This window comes from Streptomyces sp. NBC_00620 (genome assembly GCF_026341825.1).
Lineage (GTDB): Bacteria > Actinomycetota > Actinomycetes > Streptomycetales > Streptomycetaceae > Streptomyces.
Genome location: NZ_JAPENY010000001.1, coordinates 1,832,875 through 1,854,874 on the forward strand (window position 1 = coordinate 1,832,875; position 22,000 = coordinate 1,854,874).

Sequence of the window (22,000 nt, forward strand, 5' to 3'; positions counted from 1 at the left end):
GACAACCCGGCATGACCACTCCCACCGCCCTGCTCCCCGCCCAGGCCGCCGCCCGCCTGGCCCAGTACACCGTCATCGACGTGCGCACCCCCGGCGAATACGCCGGAGGCCACGTCCCCGGCGCCCACAACATCCCCCTCGACCACCTGCCTGCCGCGCTGCCCGCCCTCAAGGACGCAGCCGCCCACGGCGACCTCCTCATCGTCTGCGCCTCCGGCAACCGCTCCGCCACCGCCTGCCGGGAACTCGCCGAAGCGGACATCCCCGCCGCAACCCTCACCGGCGGCACGACCGCCTGGGCGCAGCAGGGCCATGCCCTCCACCACCCCGAGGGCACGCGCGCCGTCTGGCCCATGGAGCGCCAGGTCCGCCTGGCCGCCGGCTCCCTCGTGGTCCTCGGCCTCGCCGCCGGCACCCGATACCGCCCCGCCCGCTGGCTCTCCGCCGCCATCGGCGCCGGTCTGGTCTTCTCCGCCACCACGAACACCTGCGGCATGGCCGCCGCGCTCGCCAAACTCCCCCACAACCAGCCCAGTCGGGCCGATCTCGCCACCACCCTGAAGACTCTGCGGAACTAGCAGGGGTCGGCGTCGAGGTGCCGGAGGAGGGCGGTCACGCCGGTGCGGCTGAGGGGGAGTATTCGGTCGGGGTCGTCGCTTTCCCGGAGCAGCAACTTCCCGTCCTTTGCGGCGAGTTCCACGCAGTTACTTCCATCGGTGCCGCTGGAGAAGGTCGACTTCTGCCACTGAGTCACGTCCTACAGCTCCTTCGCCAGACGGTGGATGTAGTCCCGCGAACGGGTGGGTTCAAGGGACACTGCCTCCACCCTACGAAAGAGCGTTCGCATGGAACGCAGTCGTGCCGCCGCGTCCATGAACGCCGAGCCCTCTGGGGTGTCTCGCTGTGCGGTGTCCAGTGCGGGAACCCTGCCGCCCGCGTACAACAGCTCCGCACTGGCCCCCGCAAAGCCGTCCACGTCGAAGGGAATCACCCGCACAGTGACACTGGGAGACTCCGACTGCTCCAGGATCGCGGTGAGTTGGCCTCGCGCCGCGCGACGGTCGGCAACCCTCGTACGCAGCACGGGCTCATGCAGCACGACCGTGTACGGGGTCGCCGCGAGGACCACCTTGCGCCGCATACGGTGCTCAACTCGCGGCGCCAACTCGCTCTCCGGAAGCTCCGGACGCCAGTACTCGATGACGGCGCGCGCGTAGTCCTCGGTCTGGAGCAGCCCCGGGACGTGCGCGGTCGAAATCTCCTCGATGAACGTCGCGTGATGCTCCAACTCCGCGAGGTCCAGGAACACGGGCGGCAGCACACTCCGGTACTGCTCCCACCACCCGCGCGTACGCTCCATCGCCATTGCGACCAGCGCGTCGACCAACGCTTCGTCCGCACAGGAGTAGTGAGCCGCGAGCCTGCGTACCCGCTCCTCGCTGACCCCCGCGATCCCCGCCTCCATCTGGCTCATCTGGGCCGAGGTCGATCCCAGGAAGCCGGCCACCTCCCTGGCCGTCATGCCGGCGGCGTCCCGCAGTCGACGCAACTCGGTGCCGAGGCGGACCTGGCGCGCGGTCGGCTGACTCCTCGGTGGCATGCGTATCTCTTCCTCTCAACAGGCCGTGCGTGCAGCCATGTTGGCATCCCTCATCCGGGGTCAGATTACGCGAGCGGCTTGCCGAGGCAGAAATTAATGCCCTACCGTCAGTGACGCGACGCACACGCTGCGAACCCGGGACCACCGGAAGCGCACCGCCCCGTCACGCCATGACGACGGCGACACTGCCACCGCCCGAACGACCGCCGCGTACTCCAACTCACTGACCACGAACCGGAGTTCCGCATGCCCGAAACCCCAGCCGCAGCACCCTCCCCGACCCCCTGGGAGTACACCCTCTACATCCCCAACGACCCCCGAGCCGTCACCATCTGCCGCCGCACCCTCCGTCTGATCCTCGCCGCCCACGGCCTCCCCCACCTCACGGCAGCCGCCGAACTGGTGGCGACCGAGCTGGTCACCAACGCCGTACAGCACACGAAGGGCCCCGCCGCCATACGGCTGCGCGCGGAGGGCGGCACCCTGCGGATCGGCATCTGGGACGCGGACCCCACCCCGCCGCGCCTCTCCCGACACACCGCCCCGGACGCCGAAACGGGCCGCGGCCTCGCCCTCGTCCACAGCTGCGCGGACACCTGGGGATGGGTCCAGCAGCGGGACACCTGGAACATCGCCGGCACCGGCAAGTACATCTGGTGCGAACTGACTTCGGCGGCGTGAACGTTTCTCCGGCCACCCGGACCGACACGACGCGACAGCCCAAAGGGTCCGGAACCAGTGGAGTTCCGGACCCTTCACGTACCTACACGAGTCAGCTGGCCGACGCCGAAGCCGTCGTGCTCGGCACCGTGTCCGTGCTGTCGTGGGTCTCGTCGGGGGCGACGCCCATCGTCAGTGAGGCGATGACGCCCTTGGCTATGTCGTTCTTCTTGTACTTGAGCTTCAGCAGCCCGCCCTCGGTGCCGTTGTCCGGGTAGATCGTGTCCTCGTCGAGCGTGGTGCGGGTGGTGGTGTTGGTGGAGTACGGGGACACCTCCGCCGAGGCCAGGACGGACTCCTCGTCGAAGAACAGCTGGCCGGTGTGGCAGGTGTGTCCGCCCTCGTAGCCCGCGTCGGTCCAGGTGCCGTCCACGTGGACCTTCACGTGGATGTGGACGCAGCGGCCCTGGTACCAGCCCGGGAAGACCGTCTTGAAGGTGACGAATCCGTGCTTGTCGGTCTTCCAGGTGCCGCGCAGGTAGCGCTCGTCGTCGGTGGGCTCGGAGTGGCCGCCTCCCGTGCCGCCGGAGGGCGCGCCGGACGGGGGCTCACCGGTCGGAGTGCCGGAAGCCCCGTCCGTCGGGGTACCGGAAGGCGCGTCCGTCGGTGCGCCGCCACCGCCGCCACCGCTGCTCATCGCCTCGTAGCCGGAATACACGCCCATCGCGGTGCAGTGCCAGATGTCGACCGCCGCGTTCTTCACGGGCTTACAGGTGTCAGCGTCGATCACCTTGAGCTTGAGGGTCATCGGAATGCCCTCCTGGTCCTCGGTGATGTCCCGCCGGATCTTGTCCGCGTCGATGTAGTACGGGCCCTCGGTGGTCTCCGAGGTGAGCGTGTAACACGCCTCCGCGGAGCTGGAGGAGGCGCTCGGAGTCGCACTCTTCACCTGGCCCGCGTTCGCGGTCGCGGCGATCCCGCCGCCCACGCCCACCGCGGCCACCGCCGCGCCACCCGCCACGACGACCTTGCGTCGCGTCATATTCCGTTTGTGTGCCGGTCCCTGGGTCTCAGTCATGGCCCGGACGCTAGGTAAGACGCCTGTCAATACCGTGGGAAATCACTGTGGCTTTCCATGAGAGAGCTGAAGGGGCCCGAAATGTACGGCACTTTCGCGCCCCTTCTGATAATGGAATTAGGCAAGGCTTCCCTTACTTAATTCGCACCACTTCTTGCCCTTACTCCGCGCTGTCGTGCGTCTCCTCCGGAGCCACCCCCATCGTCAAGTGGGCGTGAACCCCCCGGGCGATGCGCCGTTTGTCGTACTTGAGGTGGAGCAGGCCGCCCTCGGCGCCGTTGTCCGGGTAGATCGTGTCCTCGTCGAGGGTCGTGCGGGTGGCGGTGTTCGTCGAGTACGGCTCGACCTCGGCGGAGGCCAGGACCGACTCCTCGTCGAAGAACAGCTGGCCCGTGTGGCAGGTGTGGCCGCCCTCGTAACCCGCGTCCGTCCAGGTGCCGTCGACGTGGACCTTCACATGGATGTGCACGCAGCGGCCCCGGTACCAGCCCGGGAAGACCGTCCTGAAGGTGACGAACCCGTGCCGGTCCGTCCGCCAGGTGCCGCGCAGATAGCGCTCGTCGTCGGTCGGCTCCTGGTGGCCGCCCGGACCGCCGGGACCGCCCGTCGGGGGCGGGCCGGTGGGAGCGTCGGTGGGCGGGGTGCCACCGCCACCGCCGTTGCCCATGTCCTCGTAGCCCGAGTAGATGCCCAGCGCCGAGCAGTGCCAGATGTCGACGGCGGCGTTCCGTACCGGTCTGCAGGTCTCGGCGTCGATCACCTTGAGCCGGAGGGTGAGGGGGATGCCCTCCTCGTCCTCGGTGACGTCCTGGCGGAGCTTGTCCGCGTCGATGTAGTACGGGCCCTCGGTGGTCTCCGTGGTCAGGAGGTAGCAGGCCTCCGGGGTGCCGGACGGGTTCGCGGAGTCCTTCGGCAGGGGCCGGGCGGCGGTCGAGTCGCCCGCGAAGGCGTTCGCGCCCAGGCCGGCCGCCAGACCCGCGGCCGCGACCGTCGCACCGCCGGCGACGACGACCCGACGGCGCGTCAATTCCCGTTCTGCTGCTGTCTGTTGGGGGTGTTGGGGGGTCTCAGTCATGGCCGTGAAGATTATGAAGTGAACCTGTCAAAGAGCTGTGATTCACCGGGTTTCCTGAGGACCACATAAGAATGGCTCGGAATCGACACCGATTCCGAGCCATTCAAACGTGCCGGGACGCGGCCGAAGGCCTACTTCGGCTGCGGCTTCCGCACCGAAATGTGCAGCTCACGCAGGCGGGTCTCGTCCAGCTCCGTCGGCGCGCCCATCATCAGGTCCTGCGCGTTGCCGTTGAGCGGGAACGCGATCGTCTCGCGGATGTTCGGCTCGTCGGCGAGAAGCATGACGATGCGGTCGACGCCGGGCGCGATGCCGCCGTGCGGCGGGGCGCCGAAGCGGAACGCGCGGAGCATGCCGGCGAACTGCTCCTCGACGGTGTCACGGTCGTAGCCCGCGAGCTCGAAGGCCTTGAGCATGATGTCGGGCTCGTGGTTCCGGATCGCGCCGGAGGACAGCTCGACGCCGTTGCAGACGATGTCGTACTGCCAGCCCAGGATGTCCAGCGGGTCCTGGGTCTCCAGGGCCTCCAGACCGCCCTGCGGCATCGAGAAGGGGTTGTGCGAGAAGTCCAGCTTGCCGGTCTCCTCGTCCTTCTCGTACATCGGGAAGTCGACGATCCAGCAGAACCGGAAGACGCCCTCCTCGAAGTGACCCGCGCGCTTGGCGGCCTCGACCCGCACCGCGCCCATGATCTTCGAGACCTCGTCGAACTCGCCCGCGCCGAAGAAGACCGCGTGACCGGCGGCCAGCGACAGGCGCTTGGTCAGCTCGGCGACGTTCTCCTCGGTCAGGAACTTTGCGATCGGGCCGGTCAGCGAGCCGTCCTCGGTCACCCGCACCCAGGCCAGGCCCTTCGCACCCTGCTCGACCGCGTAGTCACCGAGGCCGTCGAAGAACTTCCTCGACTGGCCGGCGACGTCCGGCACCGGCAGCGCGCGCACGTGCTTGCCGGCGAAGGCCTTGAACTCCGAGCCCGCGAACACATCGGTGATGTCCACCAGCTCCAGCTGGGCCCGCAGGTCCGGCTTGTCGGAGCCGTACTTCAGCATCGACTCGCGGAACGGGATGCGCGGGAAGGGGGAGGTGACATGGCGTCCGCCGCCGAACTCCTCGAAGAGCTCCGTCATGAGCTTCTCGATCGGCTGGAAGACGTCCTCCTGCTCGACGAAGGACATCTCCACGTCGAGCTGGTAGAACTCGCCCGGCGAACGGTCCGCGCGAGCGTCCTCGTCGCGGAAGCAGGGCGCGATCTGGAAGTAGCGGTCGAAGCCGGAGATCATCAGCAGCTGCTTGAACTGCTGCGGCGCCTGCGGGAGCGCGTAGAACTTGCCCGGGTTCAAGCGGGACGGGACGACGAAGTCACGCGCGCCCTCGGGGGAGGTCGCGGACAGGATCGGCGTCGCCATCTCGTTGAAGCCCAGCGCCGTCATCTTGTGACGGATCGCGGAGATCACGGCCGTACGCAGCAGGATGTTGCGGTGCATGCGCTCGCGGCGCAGGTCCAGGAAGCGGTACTCGAGGCGCCGCTCCTCGTTGACCCCGTCCTCGGCGTTGATCGTGAACGGGAGCGGGGCGGCAGCGCCGAGCAGCTCGACCTCGCTCACCTCGACCTCGATCTCGCCGGTCGGCAGATCCGGGTTCACGTTCTCCGTGCCGCGCGAGACGGCCTTGCCGTCGACGCGGACGGTCGACTCCTTGGAGATCTTGTCGAGGGCCTCGTAGGCAGGCGTGCCGGGGCGGGCGACGAGCTGCGTGATGCCGTAGTGATCGCGCAGATCGATGAAGAGGATGCCGCCCAGGTCGCGCCGATTGTGCAGCCAGCCACTCAGCCGGACGTCGCTGCCGACGTCAGAGGAGCGGAGCTCGCCGCAGGTGTGGGACCTGTACCGATGCATCGTCGTGTCATCCAGTCTTCGCGGATCGGGGTCTGTTTCACGTGAAACAGCCGGGCCGGGGCCCGAACCCCACAAGGGTACCGGCCACGCCAAGATCACTCCGCCCGATAACCCCGCCGGGGTCCAGGTGGAGGCAGCCCCGCCATGGTCAGGACCTGTCCGGCCGATCACGGTGGAGGAAGGCAGCGGTGCCCTGGTGGTGCCGGTGAGCGGGGTGTGGTGCGTGCAGCTGCAAGGCGGAGGAGGGAGTCGACGCGATGGGGGTCCCCCCGCTCGAGCGAAGCCGAGAGTGGGGGAGTCGGTGACCGACGACAACGCGGCAGATGTGCGCACCACACCCCGCGTCTCCGCCGTGGTCGGCCGGACAGGTCCTGGGTGGCAGGCATGGATCAACTCTCCCTACAGTGGGTCAATGCGCACTGGTGAGCCCCTGCCCGCCGTGGGGGACGTCCTGGCCGCCCTCGCGACCGGCCTGTGGCGCTGGGACAACGCCGAGGGGCAGGTCACGTTCGACGCCGAGGCCGCCCGGCTCATCGGGCTGCCCGCGGAGCAGGTGACGCTCACGGAGGCCGGTGCGCGCTCCCGTTTCCACCCCGTCGACTGGAACGAGGTCTACGGAGTCGTCCAGCTCGCCCTGGTCGAGGACACCCTCGCCGAGGTCCGGATGCGGGTCATGGACGTGCAGGGCCGGGTGATCCGTACCGTGCGCAGCCGCTCCAAGCCGGTCGTCGACCCGAAGAGCGGGGAGTTCGAGCTGATCGGCACCCTTCAGGAGGTCACCGAACCCACGCCGGCCACCGTCGCACGCACACCGATCACGGGTGACTGGCGGCGCTCGCGCGAGGCGTTCCTGCTGGACGCGGGGCGTGCGCTGGCCGAGGCGCGGTCCACGGCGGAGGTGCTGCGGGTCGCGGCGGGCCTGTCGATGCCGGGGTTCTCGCCCGACGGGCTCGCGGTCTTCGGCGCCGAGGGCGACCGGCTGACGGTCATCGGGCACCACGGGCACCAGCCGGGGGACGAGGGTCCCTTCTCCCACATGTCGCTGGCCACGGACTATCCGGCCGCGGAAGTCGTACGAACCGGCCGCGCCGTCTACATCTCCTCACCCGAGGAGTACAAGGAGCGCTATCCCGTCTCCTGGCCGCTGGCCCAGCACTTCGGCCGGCAGTCGTGGGCGTTCCTGCCGCTCACCGTCGCGGGCAGCACGATGGGCGCGTGGATGGCAGCCTTCGCGTACCCCGTCACCTTCACGCCCGACGAACGGGCGGTCCTGACGACCGTGGCCCGCATGCTCGCCCAGGCGCTCTCCCGCGCCGGCGCCGCCGAGACCCAGCGGGAGCTGACCGACGGCCTCCAGCGCTCGATGATGCCCACGCTGGGCCCCCAGATGCCGGGCATGACCGTCGCCGCGCGCTACGTCCCGACCGGCGGCGGGCTCCAGGTCGGCGGCGACTGGTACGACATGATCCCGCTCCCGACCGGCCGCTTCGCCCTCGTCATCGGCGACGTCCAGGGCCATGACGTCCGCGCGGCCGGCCTGATGGGCCAGCTCCGGATCGCCCTGCGCGCGTACGCCGCCGAGGGCCACCGCCCGGACGCGGTGCTCTCACGGGCCTCGCGCTTCCTGTACGGGGTCACGGACTCGGTGACGTACGGCTCCAGCGGCAGCAGTGACAGCGAGGGCGACGCCGGGGACATGCGCTTCGCGACCTGCCTCTACGTGGAGGTCGACCCGGCGACCGGGACGCTGGACATCGCCCGCGCCGGGCACCCGGACCCCGCGATACGCATGGCGGACGGGACCGTGCTGACCCGCCCGGTCGCGGGCGGGCTGCCGCTCGGCATCGACCCGGACGCCGACTATCCGACGACCCGGCTCGTACTGGAGCCCGGCGAGACCATGCTGATCTGCACCGACGGGCTGATCGAGACCGGCGGCCACGACCTCGACACCGGCTGGCGGCGTATCCGCCGGACCCTCGAATCCCACAACGGCGACATGGAGTCCCTCGCGGACGCCCTGGTCCAGGCCGTGCACGGGCCCTCCTCGCACCACACCCCCGGCCCGCTGGTGGACCGGCGCGAGGACGACATAGCGGTGCTGCTGCTGTGCCGGCTGGGGCCGGGGTGCGGCTGCGGCGACACGGTCACGGACGTACGGCCCCTCGCGCGCCGCACCGTCCTGACCGTGGCGCAGGCCGAGCCCGAGGGCGTCGCGGCCGCCCGCCAGCAGGTGCGGGAACTCCTCCACGACTGGGCCTCCGAGGACCAGCTCGACTCCGCCGTCCTCCTCGTCTCCGAGATGATGACGAACGTCCTCGTGCACACGGACGCCGACGCCCTCCTCGTCGCCGAGGTGACCGGCGACAGCGGCAAGCGCCGGATGCGGGTGGAGGTCACCGACGCCAGCGACGACCTGCCGCACAAGAGACACCCCGGCGAACTGGCGTCCTCCGGACGTGGACTGGTGCTCGTGGAACTCCTCGCGGACCTGTGGGGGGTGGACCCGCGGGGGGAGGGGAAGAGCATCTGGTTCGAGTTCTACGAGCCGTCTGCAGAGGATTCGACAGCGGAGTCCGGGGAGTAGCGCGTACGAAGTTCGGAGAGCACCCCGAACACGGCCGCCGTCAGCGGTACGGCCAGCAGCATCCCCAGAACCCCCGCGACGGACGCCCCCGCGGTGATCGCCAGCATCACCACCGCCGGATGCATCTGCACGGTCCTGCTCTGCACCATCGGCTGCAGCACATGCCCGTCGAGCACCTGCACCGCGACGACGACTCCGAGCGCCCACGTCGCGATGACGGCCCCCCGGTCCGCGAGGGCGACCAGCACGGCCACCGCTCCGGAGAGGAACGCGCCGAGATACGGGATGTACGCCCCCACGAAGACCAGCGCTCCCAGGCCCACCGCACCCGGAACATCGAGGATCAGCAGCCCGACGGTGATGCACGTGGCGTCGATGAGCGCGATGATCGTCGTCCCGCGCATGAAGCCTTCGACGGCCTCGAAGGCACGGCGGGCCATGGCTTCGACCGTGTCGGCGGTGCCGCGCGGGGCGAGCGACCGGAGGGCTCCCGTGGCCCGGTGGGAGTCCCGGAGGAAGAAGAAGACGAGCAGCAGGGCGAGCACCGCCATGGCGATCACCTCGCCGACGACGCTGATCCCGCTGATGACCCCGGAGGCCGCCGTACCGCCGAACTTGGCGAGCAGGTCCTTGGAGTTGGTCGCGATGTCGTCGAGCGAGGTGCCCGCCGCGCCGAAGTGCTCGGCGACCGACTCGGAGGCCTGCTTGAGCGAGGCCACGATCTCGTCACCGGTGCCGACGAGCGCGGCGACGACGATGTAGACGGTCCCGCCGACCACCGCCACCACCGCGACACAGGTCAGCCCGGCCGCGACCGACCGGTTCACCCCGGCCTTCACCAGCCGCTGGAACAGCGGCCCCAGCAACGCCGTCCCGAGCAGCGCGAGCAGCACCGGCACGACCGCCGTCCTGACCTGGGAGCACAGCTCGATCCCGACCCAGCCGACAGCGGCGGCCAGCAGAATGACGGCACACCAGCCGGCCAGCCGCCGGGCACCTTCGGGAAGTAGCTGCACGCGCCCCAGCTGATCATGCGTCAGGCGGGGCGTCACATGGGGAGGTCCGAAAGGGGGAACGGTGAATTCGCCTGGGCTGCGGGATGATGGGGGCCATGGCGGTCATCACCGAGATACCTGGCCCCAAGGGCCTTCCCGTACTGGGCTCCATACTCGATCTGCGGCGCGACACGCTGGGAACCTTCCTCCGCATACGGCAGGAGTACGGCGACGTCGTCCGCGTCTCCGCCGGCCCGCCCGGACTCCGTACCGTGCTGCACTGCGTCTTCTCCGCGGAAGGCGCACAGCAGATCCTGGCCTCGCAGGCGGCCAACTTCCGCAAGGACAACCAGTTCTACGAGGAGCTGCGGCTCTCCGCCGGCAACGGCCTGCTCACCAGCCAGGACGCCGACTACCTGCGCCAACGCCGCCTGATCCAGCCGATGTTCACCAAGCGCAGAGTGGACGGCTACGCCGCAGCGGTGACCCTGGAGGCCACCGCCACCGCCGAGAGCTGGCGCGACACCGCCGAGGTGGACGTCGTACAGGAGATGAACCACCTCGCGCTGCGCACCGTCTCGCGCATCCTCTTCGGCGCCGACGTCGAGGCCGCCGTCGACGTCATCGACCGCAACTTCCCCGTCATCAACAACTACGTGACACAGCGCGGCTTTTCACCCGCCAACCCGCCGCGCAACTGGCCCACCCCGGCCAACCGGCGGGCCGGGGCCGCGACGGGCGAGGTGTACGCGGTCTGCGACCGGATCATCGCCGAGCGCCGCGCCAAGGGCGAGGACGACGGCGACGACCTCCTCTCCCTCCTCTCCAGGGCGGGCAGCGAGCAGGACGGCACCCTGGACCCCGCCGAGATCCGTGACCAGGTCCTGATCTTCCTGCTGGCGGGCCACGAGACGACCGCCACCTCCATGGCCTTCGCCCTCCACCTCCTCGCCCTGCACCCCGAGGAACAGGCAAAGGCCCGCCAGGAGGCCGACGCCCTGCCGCCCGACCGCCCCCTCACGGCCACCGACCTCGACCGACTCCCGTACCTGACAGCGGTGCTGAAGGAGGCCATGCGCCTGTTCCCGGCCGCTCCGGTCATCGGCCGCCGCTCCGTCGAGGCCGCCGAGATCGACGGCCACCTCATCCCCGCCGGCGCCGACGTCCTGATCGCCCCCTGGGTCACCCACCGCCACCCCGGCCTCTGGACCGACCCGGACCACTTCGACCCCGACCGCTTCACCCCCGAACAGGAAGCCTCCCGCCACCGCTACGCCTGGTTCCCCTTCGGCGGTGGCCCCCGCGCCTGCATCGGCCAGCACTTCTCGATGCTGGAGTCCGTCCTGGCCCTGGCGGTGCTTCTACGGTCGTACGAGCTGGAGGCGGTGGACACCGAGGTCCCCCTCGCCGCCGGAATCACCCTCCAGGCGACGGGGCCGGCGCGGGTGCGGCTCCGGGCGCGCAAGTAGCGTCAACCGGTACGGCACGGCGAAGGCCCGAAGCCGCAACGTGGAGTCGCAGCTTCGGGCCTTTGTCGTGCCGTACCGGACCGGGAGTGGTTACAGCCCGCCCTCGGTCATTCCGTGCACCGCGGGGACCGTGCCCAGGCGGCCCTTCTGGAAGTCCTCGAAGGCCTGCTGGAGCTCCTCGCGGGTGTTCATGACGAAGGGGCCGTAGTGGGCCATCGGCTCACGGATGGGCTGGCCGCCGAGGATCACGACCTCCATGTCCGGGGTGTTGGCGTCCTGCTGCTCGTCCGCGCGGACGGTCAGCGAGGAACCCGCGCCGAAGACGGCCGTCTGTCCGAGGTGCACCGGACGGCGGTCCGCACCGACGGACCCGCGGCCGGCCAGCACGTACGCGAGACCGTTGAAGTCCTCGCGCCACGGCAGCGTGACCTCGGCGCCGGGCGCGACGGTCGCGTGGACCATCGTGATCGGCGTGTGCGTGACGCCCGGGCCCTGGTGACCGTCGAGCTCACCGGCGATGACGCGAAGCAGCGCGCCGCCGTCGGGGGTGGTCAGCAGCTGCACCTGGCCACCACGGATGTCCTGGTAGCGCGGGGCCATCATCTTGTCCTTGGCAGGCAGGTTCACCCACAGCTGCAGGCCGTGGAAGAGACCGCCCGACATGACGAGCGACTCCGGCGGAGCCTCGATGTGCAGGAGGCCCGAGCCCGCGGTCATCCACTGAGTGTCACCGTTGGTGATGGTGCCACCGCCACCATTGGAGTCCTGGTGGTCGAAGATGCCGTCGAGGATGTAGGTCACGGTCTCGAAGCCGCGGTGGGGGTGCCAGGGGGTGCCCTTCGGCTCCCCGGGCGCATACTCCACCTCGCCCATCTGGTCCATCATGATGAACGGGTCGAGGTGGCGGTAGTTGATCCCGGCGAACGCACGGCGGACCGGGAAGCCCTCGCCCTCGAAGCCGCTGGGCGCGGTCGTCACGGTGAGCACCGGGCGGGCCACGGCGTCGGCGGACGCGGCTACGCGGGGCAGGGTCAGCGGGTTCTCGACGGTCACTGCAGGCATGTCGGTACCTCCTTGTGCGTTCAGTTTAGTTGATTGTTGAACTTTCTGCTACCCGTAACGACGGACGCCCGGAGGGCATTCCCTCCGGGCGTCCGGGATGAGTACAGGCGCAGGTGAGCCTCAGCCGTACATACGGCGCATCGCGAAGTCCACCATCTGCTCCACCGCCTTGGCGTCGAAGACCATGCGGTGCTCGCCCTCCATGTCGACCACGAAGCCGTAGCCGGTGGGAAGCAGGTCGATCACCTCGGCGCCGGTGATCACGAAGTACTTGGACTCCTTGCCGGCGTACCGGCGGAGCTCCTTGAGCGAGGTGAACATGGGGATGACCGGCTGCTGGGTGTTGTGCAGCGCCAGGAATCCGGGGTTGTCGCCGCGCGGGCAGTAGACCTTCGAGGTCGCGAAGACCTGCTGGAAGTCCTCGGCGGCCATCGATCCCGTGGTGAACGCGCGGACCGCGTCCGCGAGGGACGGCGGGGACGGCTCGGGGTAGAGCGGCGGCTGCTGCCCGTACCCGCCGGGCATCTGGCCGCCCGGCATCTGCCCGGGCATCTGCTGCTGGGGCGCGGCGTACCCCTGCTGTGCACCCGCGTTCTGGTCATAGCCGTACATGCGCGCAAGCGTACCGAGGCGACCGCCCCGGCGTGCCGGTACGGGGTGACCGACCGGGCCGGCCGGTACAGGGCGCGCACGGGACGCCCGGGAACCCGGCACACCCATGGGGAGTTCACAGACACCGCCCTGGTTTCCCACAGCGGGCGCTCATAGCTTCTGCCTCATCAAAGAACGCACCACGCACCGGCAAAGATCGGGCAACCAGCAACAGGGGGCAGGGCCATGCACGGACACGGACACCACGACGACGAAGTCCACGAGCACGACAGGGGTCTCTCCTACGACCTCCCCGTCCTCGCCCGCCGCCGGATGATCCGGCTGATGGCGGGGGCGAGCCTGATACCCCTGGTCGGCTGCGCGGCCGACGACGAGACCTCCGCCTCCTCATCCACCTCGTCCTCCTCTTCTTCCTCCAGCAGCTCGTCTTCTTCTTCCTCCTCCTCCTCGTCCGCCGAGTGCGCGACGATCCCGAACGAGACGGCGGGCCCGTACCCCGGCGACGGCTCGAACGGCGTGAACGTCCTGAAGGAGAGCGGTGTCGTGCGGAGCGACATCAGGTCGAGCTTCGGCGACTCGGCGGGCGGCACGGCCGAGGGAGTGCCCCTGACGATCACGCTCACGGTCGTCGACGCCGCCTCCGGCTGCGGCACGGCCAAGGAGGGCGCGGCCGTCTATCTGTGGCACTGCGACCGGGAGGGGAACTACTCCCTGTACTCCGAGGGCGTCACCGAGGAGAACTACCTGCGCGGGGTCCAGGAGACGGACGACAAGGGCCAGGTCACCTTCACCAGCATCTTCCCCGCCTGCTACTCGGGCCGCTGGCCGCACATCCACTTCGAGGTCTACGGCAGCCTGGCGGACGCCACGGCGGCGACCTCCATCACGAACACCTCGCAGCTCGCGTTCCCGAAGGACGTCTGCGACACGGTGTACGCGACGGACGGCTACAGCAAGAGCGTGTCCAACCTGAGCCAGCTCTCGCTGGAGACGGACGGCATCTTCAGCGACGGCTACGACCAGCAGCTGGCGACCATGGCGGGTAGCGTCGAGAAGGGCTACACGGCCACTCTCACGGTTCCGGTGTAGGGCAGGCGCACGGCCCTGCGCGTCGTGAGGCTCGCGGTCGGACTCGTCACAGATGCCCGTTCGGGGTTGCGTCTTATTACCGACGGGTAGCATCATCGTAGCTACTTGCTGGTACGTGAAACGAGGCTGCGAGTTCTCCGAAGTGCTTCGGCCTCCCCGATCCCTTACGGAGCCGTCGCCATGGGGCACTACAAGTCGAATCTCCGCGACATCGAGTTCAACCTCTTCGAGGTGCTCGGGCGCGACAAGGTGTACGGCACCGGCCCGTTCGCGGAGATGGACGTCGATACCGCCAAGAGCATCCTCGGGGAGCTGACCAGGCTCTCGGAGAACGAGCTCGCCGAGTCCTTCGCGGACGCCGACCGCAACCCGCCGGTCTTCGACCCGGAGACCAACACCGCACCCGTACCGGCGTCCTTCAAAAAGTCGTACAAAGCCTTCATGGACTCCGAGTACTGGCGTCTGGGCCTGCCCGAGGAGATCGGCGGTACGACCGCCCCCGCGTCCCTGATCTGGGGGTTCGCGGAGCTGATCCTGGGTGCGAACCCGGCTGTCTGGATGTACTCGTCGGGACCGGCCTTCGCGGGGATCCTCTTCGACGAGGGCAATGACGTACAGAAGAAGATCGCTCAGATCGCGGTGGACCGGACCTGGGGTTCGACCATGGTCCTCACCGAGCCCGACGCGGGCTCCGACGTGGGCGCCGGCCGCACCAAGGCGATCGAGCAGGAGGACGGCTCCTGGCACATCGAGGGCGTGAAGCGGTTCATCACCTCCGGTGAGCACGACATGGAGGAGAACATCCTTCACTACGTGCTGGCCCGTCCCGAGGGCTCCGGTCCCGGCACCAAGGGCCTGTCCCTCTTCATGGTCCCGAAGTACCTGTTCGACTTCGAGACCGGCGAGCTGGGCGAGCGCAACGGCGCCTACGCCACGAACGTCGAGCACAAGATGGGCCTCAAGGCCTCCAACACCTGCGAGATGACCTTCGGCGACCGGCACCCCGCCAAGGGCTGGCTGATCGGCGACAAGCACGACGGCATCCGCCAGATGTTCCGGATCATCGAGTTCGCTCGCATGATGGTCGGTACGAAGGCGATCTCGACGCTGTCGACGGGTTACCTGAACGCGCTCGAGTACGCCAAGGAGCGCGTCCAGGGGCCCGACCTCGCGAACTTCATGGACAAGGCCGCGCCCAAGGTCACCATCACGCACCACCCGGACGTGCGCCGCGCCCTCATCACGCAGAAGGCGTACGCCGAGGGCATGCGCGCCCTGGTACTGCACACCGCGGCCGTCCAGGACGAGATCGCGGTCCAGACGGCGGCGGGCGAGGACACCTCGCAGCTGCACGCCCTCAACGACCTGCTCCTGCCGATCGTGAAGGGCTACGGCTCCGAGAAGGGCTACGAGCAGCTCGCGCAGTCGCTGCAGACCTTCGGCGGCTCCGGGTTCCTCCAGGAGTACCCGATCGAGCAGTACATCCGCGACGCCAAGATCGACACCCTGTACGAGGGCACCACCGCGATCCAGGGCCAGGACTTCTTCTTCCGGAAGATCGTCCGCAACCAGGGCGCGGCGCTCAACTCCCTCGCCGAGGACATCAAGAAGTTCCTCGCCCTCGGCACGGGCGGCGAGGAGCTCTCCGCGGCCCGCGAGCAGCTCGCCAAGGCCGCCGTCGAGCTGGAGGCCATCGTCGGCCTGATGCTGACGGACCTCGCGGCGACCGAGCAGGACGTCAAGAACATCTACAAGGTGGGCCTGAACACCACCCGGCTGCTGATGGCCTCCGGTGACGTCGTCGTCGGTTACCTGCTGCTGCGCGGTGCCGCGGTCGCCGCCGAGAAGCTCGAGACGGCCTCGGCGAAGGACAAGCCCTTCTACAGCGGCAAGATCGCGGCCGCGAAGTTCTTCGCCGCCACCGTCCTGCCGGGTGTCACGGGCGCGCGCAAGCTCGCCGAGGGCGTGGACCTCGACCTGATGGAGCTGGACGAGGCGGCCTTCTAAGTCCTCCGGATTCCTGCCGCGTCGCACCAAAGCCGCGCCGCGGCGCACTCCGGGACAGGGCGGACACCTGACTGGAACCTGTCCTTCCAGTCAGGTGTCCGCCCTTCACAACCCCGTTACGAGGGCCCGTTCCCATCCCCGGGAGCGGGCCCTCGGGCGTCGTTAAGGTGAACCCCATGAGCACTCCCTCCCGCTTCGACCGCGGCCACACCGACGACCTCATGCCCTTCCTGGCGGCGAGTCCGACGCCGTACCACGCCGTGGCGAACGCCGCCGAGCGGCTGGAGAAGGCCGGATTCCGTCAGGTCGCCGAGACCGACGCGTGGGAGGGGACGAGCGGCGGGAAGTACGTGCTGCGCGGGGGTGCGCTCGTCGCCTGGTACGTCCCGGAGGGCGCCGAGCCGCACACCCCGTTCCGGATCGTGGGCGCGCACACCGACTCCCCCAACCTGCGGGTGAAGCCGCGCCCGGACAGCGGGGCGCACGGCTGGCGGCAGGTGGCCGTGGAGATCTACGGCGGGCCGCTGCTGAACTCCTGGCTGGACCGGGACCTGGGCCTGGCGGGGCGCCTCTCGCTGCGGGACGGCTCGACGCGCCTGGTGAACATCGACCGCGCGCTGCTGCGGGTGCCCCAACTCGCCGTCCACCTGGACCGTTCCGTGTCCACGGAGGGCCTGAAGCTGGACAAGCAGCGTCATCTGCAGCCCATTTGGGGCCTGGGCGAGGAGGTACGCGACGGCGACCTGATCGCCTTCCTGGAGGAGGAGTCGGGCCTTGACGCCGGCGAGGTGACCGGCTGGGACCTGATGACCCACTCCGTGGAGCCGCCCTCCTACCTGGGCCGCGACAGGGAGCTGCTGGCAGGACCGCGCATGGACAACCTGCTGTCCGTGCACGCCGGTACGGCGGCCCTCGCGGCGGTCGCGACGGCTGACGCCGGTCAGCCGTACCTCCCGTACATCCCCGTCCTCGCCGCCTTCGACCACGAGGAGAACGGCTCGCAGAGCGACACCGGCGCGGACGGGCCGCTCCTCGGCAGCGTCCTGGAGCGCTCGGTGTTCGCGCGCGGGGGCTCGTACGAGGACCGGGCGCGCGCCTTCGCCGGCACCGTCTGTCTGTCCTCGGACACCGGCCACGCCATCCACCCCAACTACGCGGAGCGGCACGACCCGACGCACCACCCGCGCGCGGGCGGCGGCCCCATCCTCAAGGTGAACGTCAACAACCGCTACGCCACGGACGGTTCGGGCCGCGCGGTCTTCGCCGCCGCCTGCGAGAAGGCCGGCGTGCCCTTCCAGTCCTTCGTCTCCAACAACTCGATGCCCTGCGGCACCACCATCGGCCCGATCACCGCGGCCCGCCACGGCATCAAGACCGTCGACATCGGGGTCGCCATCCTGTCCATGCACAGCGCGCGTGAACTGTGCGGCGCGGACGACCCGTTCCTGCTGGCGAACGCGATGGTCGCCTTCCTGGAGGGATAGCCCACCGGATGCCTCCGCGTGCGTCCGCATGTCCAGGGCCGGGTCGGGTACCCGGAGTTGGCCAGAACGACGCCGAGTCGAACACAAGGAGGCGAAACCCATGGGCCTGGGCGGGTGCATCATTCTGATCGCCGCAGGAGCGATCCTCACGTTCGCGACCGACTGGGACATGCAAGGTGTCAACCTCGACCTGGTCGGCATCATCTTCATGATCGTCGGACTGATCGGTGTGGCGACCTTCAGCAGCGTCGCCAGGCGAAGGCGCGTGGTCATGGGGGCCGGCACCCCGGTGATCGACGAGGAACGCCCGCACCGGGGCAGCTACCGCGACGGGCAGGGCTCGTAGCCCCGAGGTCCGTCCCTGTCGGGCGTACATCCCCGCAAGCACGGGCGGCAGCCGGTCCGTCCCGCCTTCGGTGAGGCGGACCGGGCCCTACGCGAGAGCTTGCCCCTACGCGAGTGCGTGACCCGTCGTCGCGTCCACATGGTCCGGGACCTCGTCGTGGCGGTCGCCGACGGTGAGGGTGCCGGTGGGCTCGAACATCAGGATCGAGGTGGGCTGTGGCGCGTACGGCCTGTGTTCGGTGCCTCGCGGGACGGTGAAGAGGGAGCCCTTGGGGAGTACGACGGTCCGCTCGCCGGCCGTTTCCCGGAGTGCGATGTGCAGTTCGCCCTCGACCACCAGGAAGAACTCGTCCGTGTGGTCGTGCACGTGCCAGACGTGCTCCCCTTCGACCTTCGCGACGCGTACGTCGTAGTCGTTGACGGAGGTGACGATGCGGGGGCTCCACAGGTCGGTGAAGGAGGCGAGGGCGGTGGGGAGGGCGATCGGTTCGTTGGCCATGCCGTCATCCTCGGCGGTGGCCCGGCATCCCGGTGAGTGCTAGAAATCGCATATGCCGCAAGGATCCTCGCAGCGCGCACCCGCGACCCGGCCGCACCGGGTCGCCGTGATCGTCGACGAGAGCACGAACCCCTTCGAGGTCGGCGTCTCGACAGAGCTGTTCGGGCTGCCGCGCCCCGAACTCGGGCTGCCTCAGCCGCTGTACGACCTCACCCTGTGCACGCCCACGCCCGGGGTCCGGATGAACCACGGGTTCTTCACCCTGACCGGAGTGCCGGGGCTGGAGGCGGTGGACGCCGCGGACACCCTGATCGTCCCGGGCCGCCCCGACAACGTCGTCCCGCGTGACAGCACCGTGCGCGAGGCCATCCGGCGCACCCATGCACGCGGCGCCCGTGTCGTGAGCTTCTGCACCGGCACCTTCGCGCTCGCCGAGGCGGGGCTGCTCGACGGGCGCCGGGCCACCACGCACTGGCGCTGGGCGGACTCCTTCCGCGAGCTCCATCCGAAGGTCCTGCTGGAGCCCGACGTGCTCTTCGTGGACGAGGGCGACGTGCTGACGGCGGCCGGCAGCGCGGCCGCACTGGATCTCGGGCTGCACCTCATCCGGCGCGACCACGGCGCCGAGATCGCCAACGCCGTGTCCCGGCGGCTCGTGTTCGCCGCTCACCGCGACGGCGGGCAGCGGCAGTTCGTCGAGCGGCCCGTGCCCGACGTCCCCGACGAGTCGCTCGCCCCGCTGCTGGCGTGGGCGCAAGGGCGGATCGGCGAACCGCTCACGGTCGCGGACCTGGCGGCCCGGGCGGCGGTCAGCCCGGCGACACTGCACCGGCGCTTCCGGGCGCAGCTCGGCACGACCCCGCTGGCCTGGCTCACCGGGGAGCGGGTCGCGCTGGCCTGCCGGCTCATCGAGCGCGGGGAGGAGCGGCTCGACGTCGTCGCGGAACGCAGCGGTCTCGGGAGCGCCGCGAACCTGCGGGAGCGGGTGCGGCGCGCGACCGGACTCAGCCCGTCGGCCTATCGGCGGCGTTTCGGACCGCCCGCCGGGGAAGCGGTGATGGCATGAGATACCTCGTACGCGACCGGCTGCTCGGCTTCGGTGACGACTACTGGATCGAGGACGACCACGGCAACAAGGTCTTCCTCGTCGACGGCAAGGCCATGCGGCTGCGGGACACCTTCGAGCTGAAGGACACGCGGGGGCGCGTCCTCATCGACATCCACCAGAAGATGCTCGCCCTGCGCGACACGATGATCATCGAACGCGACGGCGACCCTCTCGCCACGATCAAGCGCAAGCGGCTGTCGCTGCTGCGCAACCACTACCGCGTGTCCCTGGTGGACGGCACCGAACTCGACGTCAGCGGCAAGATCCTCGACCGCGAGTTCGCCGTCGACTACGACAACGAACTCCTCGCCCAGATCTCCCGCCGCTGGCTCCACATCCGCGAAACGTACGGCGTCGACGTCGTACGAGAGGACGCGGACCCGGCACTGATGATCGCGGTGGCGGTATGCGTGATCCACTTGGCGGAGAAGGAACGGGGAGAGGACTGATACCGCTGCAGCCGTCTCAGCTGTGGGCATGCGTGCCGCGAGGGGCGGCGGCCCACCCACCCGTCCGTCCGTCCGTCACAGCTGTGGGCATGCGTGCCGCTAGGGGCGGCACGGGTGGGCACAGCGGCACCCTGCAAGCGCAGGCAAGCGCACCCACCCCGACCCCAGCCCCCACCCCGGGCGCCAAGGCAATCAGCGCCGAGGAGTCTCCAGCCCCAGCACCCGATCCTTCAGCGCCGGGAACTGTTCCCGGGTCACCCCGACCCTCACCGGGTCGAACTCCACAGTGAGGACCTCCTCACCAGAACCCGCCTCCGCGAGAACCTCACCCCACGGATCGACCACGATGGAGTGCCCGGCCTGGGGAACCCCGGCGTGCGTACCGGCCGTCCCACAGGCAAGAACGTACGCCTGGTTCTCAACCGCACGCGCCTGAGCAAGCAGCGTCCAGTGCGAACGACGCCGTTCGGGCCACCCGGCCGCCAGGACAAGAGTCTCGGCACCCGCATCGACAAGCCCACGGAAGAGTTCGGGAAAGCGAAGGTCGTAGCAGGTGGCAAGCCCGAGAGTGGTCTCCGGCAGCCGGACGGTGACCAGCTCGGCCCCCGCCCCCATCAACACGGCCTCACCCTTGTCGAAGCCGAACCGATGGATCTTGCGATAGGCGCCGGCCAGCTCACCGGAGGGCGAGAAGACGAGGGAGGTGTTGTAGAGAGCCCCCTCGGGGTCCCGCTCGGGAATCGAGCCCGCGTGCAGCCAGACACCCGCGTCACTCGCCGCCTTGGCCATCACCTCGTACGTGGGCCCCTCCAGCGGCTCGGCCTCCGCGCCGAACCCCTCGTACGCGAACGCCCCCGTGGTCCACAGCTCGGGCAGCACCACGAGATCGGCACCGGCCTGCTCCCGTACCAGAGCCGCCACACGTACACGCCGCGAATCGACGGATTCGGTCTCGTTTACGTCGATCTGGAGGAGAGAGGCGCGCACACTACCACCGTCCTGGCATTCGAGCCGTTGATACGGGCCTACGATCGTCACACCAAAGCACTGCCGGGGTGCCTCACAGCAGCGTAACTTAGCGTCCCAAGACACCCGCTGCCTCTGCACTGCCCGCGTCCAACCGCCCGAGGGGTCCCGTTCCGTGAGTCTGCATCCCAGCCTTCAGTCCTACGCCGACGCCTGGACCCATTCCGTGGAAGCGATATCCGAGCTGGTGTCCCCGCTTGTGGAAGGCGAGTGGAACAGGCGGACGCCATGCCCGGGCTGGTCGGTGCGCGACCTCGTCTCGCACGTCATCGGTCTCGACTGCGAGATGCTCGGCGACCCGCGCCCGATCCACACGCTCCCGCGCGACCTGTACCACGTGACGAACGAACACCAGCGGTACATGGAGATGCAGGTCGACGTACGCCGTCACCACACCGCCCCGGAGATGACCTCCGAGCTGGAGTACACGATCATCCGCCGCAACCGTCAGCTGCGGAACGAGAACCGGCAGCCCGACGCCAAGGTGCGCGGCCCCCTCGGCACCGAGGTCACCCTCGAACACGCCATGCGGAACCGGGCGTTCGACGTGTGGGTGCACGAGCAGGACCTCCGCGCCGCCCTCGGACGGCCGGGCAACCTCGACTCCCCGGGCGCGTACATCGTCCGCGACGGGCTGCTCGCCGCACTCCCGAGAGTCGTCGCCAAGGAAGCGGGGGCGCCCGCGAATTCGGCGGTGGTCTTCGACATACACGGTCCTGTCGAGTTCCTCCGGACGGTCCGCGTCGACGCCGAGGGCAACGGCAAGGTGGACGGCGCACCCTCCCTGGGCCCGGCCGCCACCCTCACCCTCGACTGGGAGACGTTCTACCGCCTGGCCTGCGGCCGAGTGACCCCCGAGGCGGTCGCCGACCGCATCAAGACGGAGGGTGACCCGGAACTGACGACGGCGATCCTGAGGAACTTCACGGTCACGAAGTAGTTTTCAGCCCCTCCGGCGTT

Annotated in this window: 21 protein-coding genes; 11 read left to right on the plus strand and 10 right to left on the minus strand. The window is 69.5% G+C overall.

The annotated features are described in order from the left end of the window. The first annotated feature begins 11 nt into the window (after positions 1 to 11). A complete protein-coding gene (locus tag OG246_RS08390; RefSeq protein ID WP_266458110.1) occupies positions 12 to 578 on the plus strand; it encodes a rhodanese-like domain-containing protein in 567 nt (188 codons plus the stop codon). Here OG246_RS08390 and OG246_RS08395 read toward each other — a convergent pair. Together OG246_RS08395 and OG246_RS08400 are read right to left on the minus strand one after the other, a co-directional pair. Next, positions 575 to 754 (minus strand): DUF397 domain-containing protein, encoded by a 180-nt coding sequence (locus OG246_RS08395; protein ID WP_266458113.1) that lies wholly within the window; start codon positions 752 to 754, stop codon positions 575 to 577. The genes OG246_RS08390 and OG246_RS08395 overlap by 4 nt on opposite strands. 3 nt (positions 755 to 757) lie before the next feature. After that, positions 758 to 1,600 carry a helix-turn-helix transcriptional regulator gene (locus OG246_RS08400; protein ID WP_266458116.1) on the minus strand — a complete coding sequence of 281 codons (843 nt, stop codon included), beginning with the start codon at positions 1,598 to 1,600 and terminating at the stop codon, positions 758 to 760. A gap of 246 nt (positions 1,601 to 1,846) precedes the next feature. On the opposite strand from OG246_RS08400, the gene OG246_RS08405 reads away from it, so the two are divergent. Beyond that, positions 1,847 to 2,281, plus strand: a complete 435-nt coding sequence (locus OG246_RS08405; protein ID WP_266458119.1) for an ATP-binding protein — start codon at positions 1,847 to 1,849, stop codon at positions 2,279 to 2,281. Positions 2,282 to 2,372: 91 nt separating this feature from the next. Here the strand turns inward: OG246_RS08405 and OG246_RS08410 are convergent, their stop codons facing one another. The 3 genes from OG246_RS08410 to aspS all read right to left on the minus strand — a co-directional run bounded on the left by OG246_RS08410 (position 2,373) and on the right by aspS (position 6,308). Beyond that, the gene (locus OG246_RS08410) at positions 2,373 to 3,302 is read right to left on the minus strand and encodes an intradiol ring-cleavage dioxygenase (protein WP_266458122.1); all 930 of its coding nucleotides are present in this window, start codon (positions 3,300 to 3,302) and stop codon (positions 2,373 to 2,375) included. Positions 3,303 to 3,498: 196 nt separating this feature from the next. After that, positions 3,499 to 4,413, minus strand: a complete 915-nt coding sequence (locus OG246_RS08415; protein WP_266458125.1) for an intradiol ring-cleavage dioxygenase — start codon at positions 4,411 to 4,413, stop codon at positions 3,499 to 3,501. Between the two features lie 131 nt (positions 4,414 to 4,544). After that, positions 4,545 to 6,308 (minus strand): aspartate--tRNA ligase, encoded by a 1,764-nt coding sequence (gene aspS / locus OG246_RS08420; protein ID WP_266458126.1) that lies wholly within the window; start codon positions 6,306 to 6,308, stop codon positions 4,545 to 4,547. Positions 6,309 to 6,720: 412 nt separating this feature from the next. Between aspS and OG246_RS08425 the strand changes: the two genes are divergently transcribed. Then, complete coding sequence (locus OG246_RS08425; protein ID WP_266458130.1) at positions 6,721 to 8,895, plus strand: SpoIIE family protein phosphatase; 2,175 nt, start codon at positions 6,721 to 6,723, stop codon at positions 8,893 to 8,895. Here the strand turns inward: OG246_RS08425 and OG246_RS08430 are convergent. After that, complete coding sequence (locus OG246_RS08430) at positions 8,850 to 9,911, minus strand: AI-2E family transporter (RefSeq protein WP_266458133.1); 1,062 nt, start codon at positions 9,909 to 9,911, stop codon at positions 8,850 to 8,852. The two genes, OG246_RS08425 and OG246_RS08430, sit on opposite strands and share 46 nt — an antisense overlap. Before the next feature lie 95 nt (positions 9,912 to 10,006). On the opposite strand from OG246_RS08430, the gene OG246_RS08435 reads away from it, so the two are divergent. Next, on the plus strand, positions 10,007 to 11,359 hold the full coding sequence (locus OG246_RS08435; RefSeq protein ID WP_266458136.1) for a cytochrome P450: 1,353 nt from the start codon (positions 10,007 to 10,009) through the stop codon (positions 11,357 to 11,359). A gap of 90 nt (positions 11,360 to 11,449) precedes the next feature. On the opposite strand, the gene OG246_RS08440 is transcribed toward OG246_RS08435, so the two are convergent. Continuing rightward, on the minus strand, positions 11,450 to 12,421 hold the full coding sequence (locus tag OG246_RS08440) for a pirin family protein (RefSeq protein WP_266458139.1): 972 nt from the start codon (positions 12,419 to 12,421) through the stop codon (positions 11,450 to 11,452). Between the two features lie 120 nt (positions 12,422 to 12,541). Next, positions 12,542 to 13,033 carry an SseB family protein gene (locus OG246_RS08445; RefSeq protein ID WP_266458142.1) on the minus strand — a complete coding sequence of 164 codons (492 nt, stop codon included), beginning with the start codon at positions 13,031 to 13,033 and terminating at the stop codon, positions 12,542 to 12,544. A gap of 225 nt (positions 13,034 to 13,258) precedes the next feature. Between OG246_RS08445 and OG246_RS08450 the strand changes: the two genes are divergently transcribed. The 4 genes from OG246_RS08450 to OG246_RS08465 all read left to right on the plus strand — a co-directional run bounded on the left by OG246_RS08450 (position 13,259) and on the right by OG246_RS08465 (position 17,959). After that, positions 13,259 to 14,122 (plus strand): intradiol ring-cleavage dioxygenase, encoded by an 864-nt coding sequence (locus tag OG246_RS08450; RefSeq protein ID WP_266458145.1) that lies wholly within the window; start codon positions 13,259 to 13,261, stop codon positions 14,120 to 14,122. 180 nt (positions 14,123 to 14,302) lie between these two features. Continuing rightward, positions 14,303 to 16,129 (plus strand): acyl-CoA dehydrogenase, encoded by a 1,827-nt coding sequence (locus OG246_RS08455; protein WP_266458147.1) that lies wholly within the window; start codon positions 14,303 to 14,305, stop codon positions 16,127 to 16,129. A 176-nt stretch (positions 16,130 to 16,305) separates the two neighbouring features. Continuing rightward, a complete protein-coding gene (locus tag OG246_RS08460; RefSeq protein WP_266458150.1) occupies positions 16,306 to 17,613 on the plus strand; it encodes a M18 family aminopeptidase in 1,308 nt (435 codons plus the stop codon). Between the two features lie 100 nt (positions 17,614 to 17,713). Further along, entirely contained in the window at positions 17,714 to 17,959 is a 246-nt protein-coding gene (locus OG246_RS08465) for a hypothetical protein (protein WP_266458153.1), read from the plus strand. Between the two features lie 105 nt (positions 17,960 to 18,064). On the opposite strand, the gene OG246_RS08470 is transcribed toward OG246_RS08465, so the two are convergent. Further along, positions 18,065 to 18,457 carry a cupin domain-containing protein gene (locus OG246_RS08470; protein ID WP_266458155.1) on the minus strand — a complete coding sequence of 131 codons (393 nt, stop codon included), beginning with the start codon at positions 18,455 to 18,457 and terminating at the stop codon, positions 18,065 to 18,067. A 52-nt stretch (positions 18,458 to 18,509) separates the two neighbouring features. Here OG246_RS08470 and OG246_RS08475 point away from each other — a divergent pair, with 52 nt between their 5' ends. Next, positions 18,510 to 19,523, plus strand: a complete 1,014-nt coding sequence (locus OG246_RS08475) for a GlxA family transcriptional regulator (protein WP_266458156.1) — start codon at positions 18,510 to 18,512, stop codon at positions 19,521 to 19,523. Then, positions 19,520 to 20,014, plus strand: coding sequence for an LURP-one-related/scramblase family protein (locus OG246_RS08480; protein ID WP_266458159.1), 495 nt, complete (start codon positions 19,520 to 19,522; stop codon positions 20,012 to 20,014). The genes OG246_RS08475 and OG246_RS08480 overlap by 4 nt, the downstream gene beginning before the upstream one ends. A 192-nt stretch (positions 20,015 to 20,206) precedes the next feature. Here OG246_RS08480 and OG246_RS08485 read toward each other — a convergent pair whose 3' ends face one another. Then, positions 20,207 to 21,001, minus strand: coding sequence for a carbon-nitrogen family hydrolase (locus OG246_RS08485; RefSeq protein ID WP_266458165.1), 795 nt, complete (start codon positions 20,999 to 21,001; stop codon positions 20,207 to 20,209). 154 nt (positions 21,002 to 21,155) lie between these two features. Between OG246_RS08485 and OG246_RS08490 the strand changes: the two genes are divergently transcribed. Beyond that, complete coding sequence (locus OG246_RS08490) at positions 21,156 to 21,980, plus strand: maleylpyruvate isomerase family mycothiol-dependent enzyme (protein WP_266458177.1); 825 nt, start codon at positions 21,156 to 21,158, stop codon at positions 21,978 to 21,980. Positions 21,981 to 22,000: the final 20 nt, after the last annotated feature.

Bases quoted from the DNA above. Each gene is read 5' to 3' on its own strand.
- OG246_RS08390 (WP_266458110.1), top strand. From the start codon at position 12: ATGACCACTCCCACCGCCCTGCTCCCCGCCCAGGCCGCCGCCCGCCTG.
- OG246_RS08400 (WP_266458116.1), bottom strand. From the start codon at position 1,600: ATGCCACCGAGGAGTCAGCCGACCGCGCGCCAGGTCCGCCTCGGCACC.
- OG246_RS08405 (WP_266458119.1), top strand. From the start codon at position 1,847: ATGCCCGAAACCCCAGCCGCAGCACCCTCCCCGACCCCCTGGGAGTAC.
- OG246_RS08410 (WP_266458122.1), bottom strand. From the start codon at position 3,302: ATGACGCGACGCAAGGTCGTCGTGGCGGGTGGCGCGGCGGTGGCCGCG.
- OG246_RS08415 (WP_266458125.1), bottom strand. From the start codon at position 4,413: ATGACTGAGACCCCCCAACACCCCCAACAGACAGCAGCAGAACGGGAA.
- aspS (WP_266458126.1), bottom strand. From the start codon at position 6,308: ATGCATCGGTACAGGTCCCACACCTGCGGCGAGCTCCGCTCCTCTGAC.
- OG246_RS08425 (WP_266458130.1), top strand. From the start codon at position 6,721: ATGCGCACTGGTGAGCCCCTGCCCGCCGTGGGGGACGTCCTGGCCGCC.
- OG246_RS08435 (WP_266458136.1), top strand. From the start codon at position 10,007: ATGGCGGTCATCACCGAGATACCTGGCCCCAAGGGCCTTCCCGTACTG.
- OG246_RS08440 (WP_266458139.1), bottom strand. From the start codon at position 12,421: ATGCCTGCAGTGACCGTCGAGAACCCGCTGACCCTGCCCCGCGTAGCC.
- OG246_RS08445 (WP_266458142.1), bottom strand. From the start codon at position 13,033: ATGTACGGCTATGACCAGAACGCGGGTGCACAGCAGGGGTACGCCGCG.
- OG246_RS08450 (WP_266458145.1), top strand. From the start codon at position 13,259: ATGCACGGACACGGACACCACGACGACGAAGTCCACGAGCACGACAGG.
- OG246_RS08455 (WP_266458147.1), top strand. From the start codon at position 14,303: ATGGGGCACTACAAGTCGAATCTCCGCGACATCGAGTTCAACCTCTTC.
- OG246_RS08460 (WP_266458150.1), top strand. From the start codon at position 16,306: ATGAGCACTCCCTCCCGCTTCGACCGCGGCCACACCGACGACCTCATG.
- OG246_RS08465 (WP_266458153.1), top strand. From the start codon at position 17,714: ATGGGCCTGGGCGGGTGCATCATTCTGATCGCCGCAGGAGCGATCCTC.
- OG246_RS08470 (WP_266458155.1), bottom strand. From the start codon at position 18,457: ATGGCCAACGAACCGATCGCCCTCCCCACCGCCCTCGCCTCCTTCACC.
- OG246_RS08475 (WP_266458156.1), top strand. From the start codon at position 18,510: ATGCCGCAAGGATCCTCGCAGCGCGCACCCGCGACCCGGCCGCACCGG.
- OG246_RS08480 (WP_266458159.1), top strand. From the start codon at position 19,520: ATGAGATACCTCGTACGCGACCGGCTGCTCGGCTTCGGTGACGACTAC.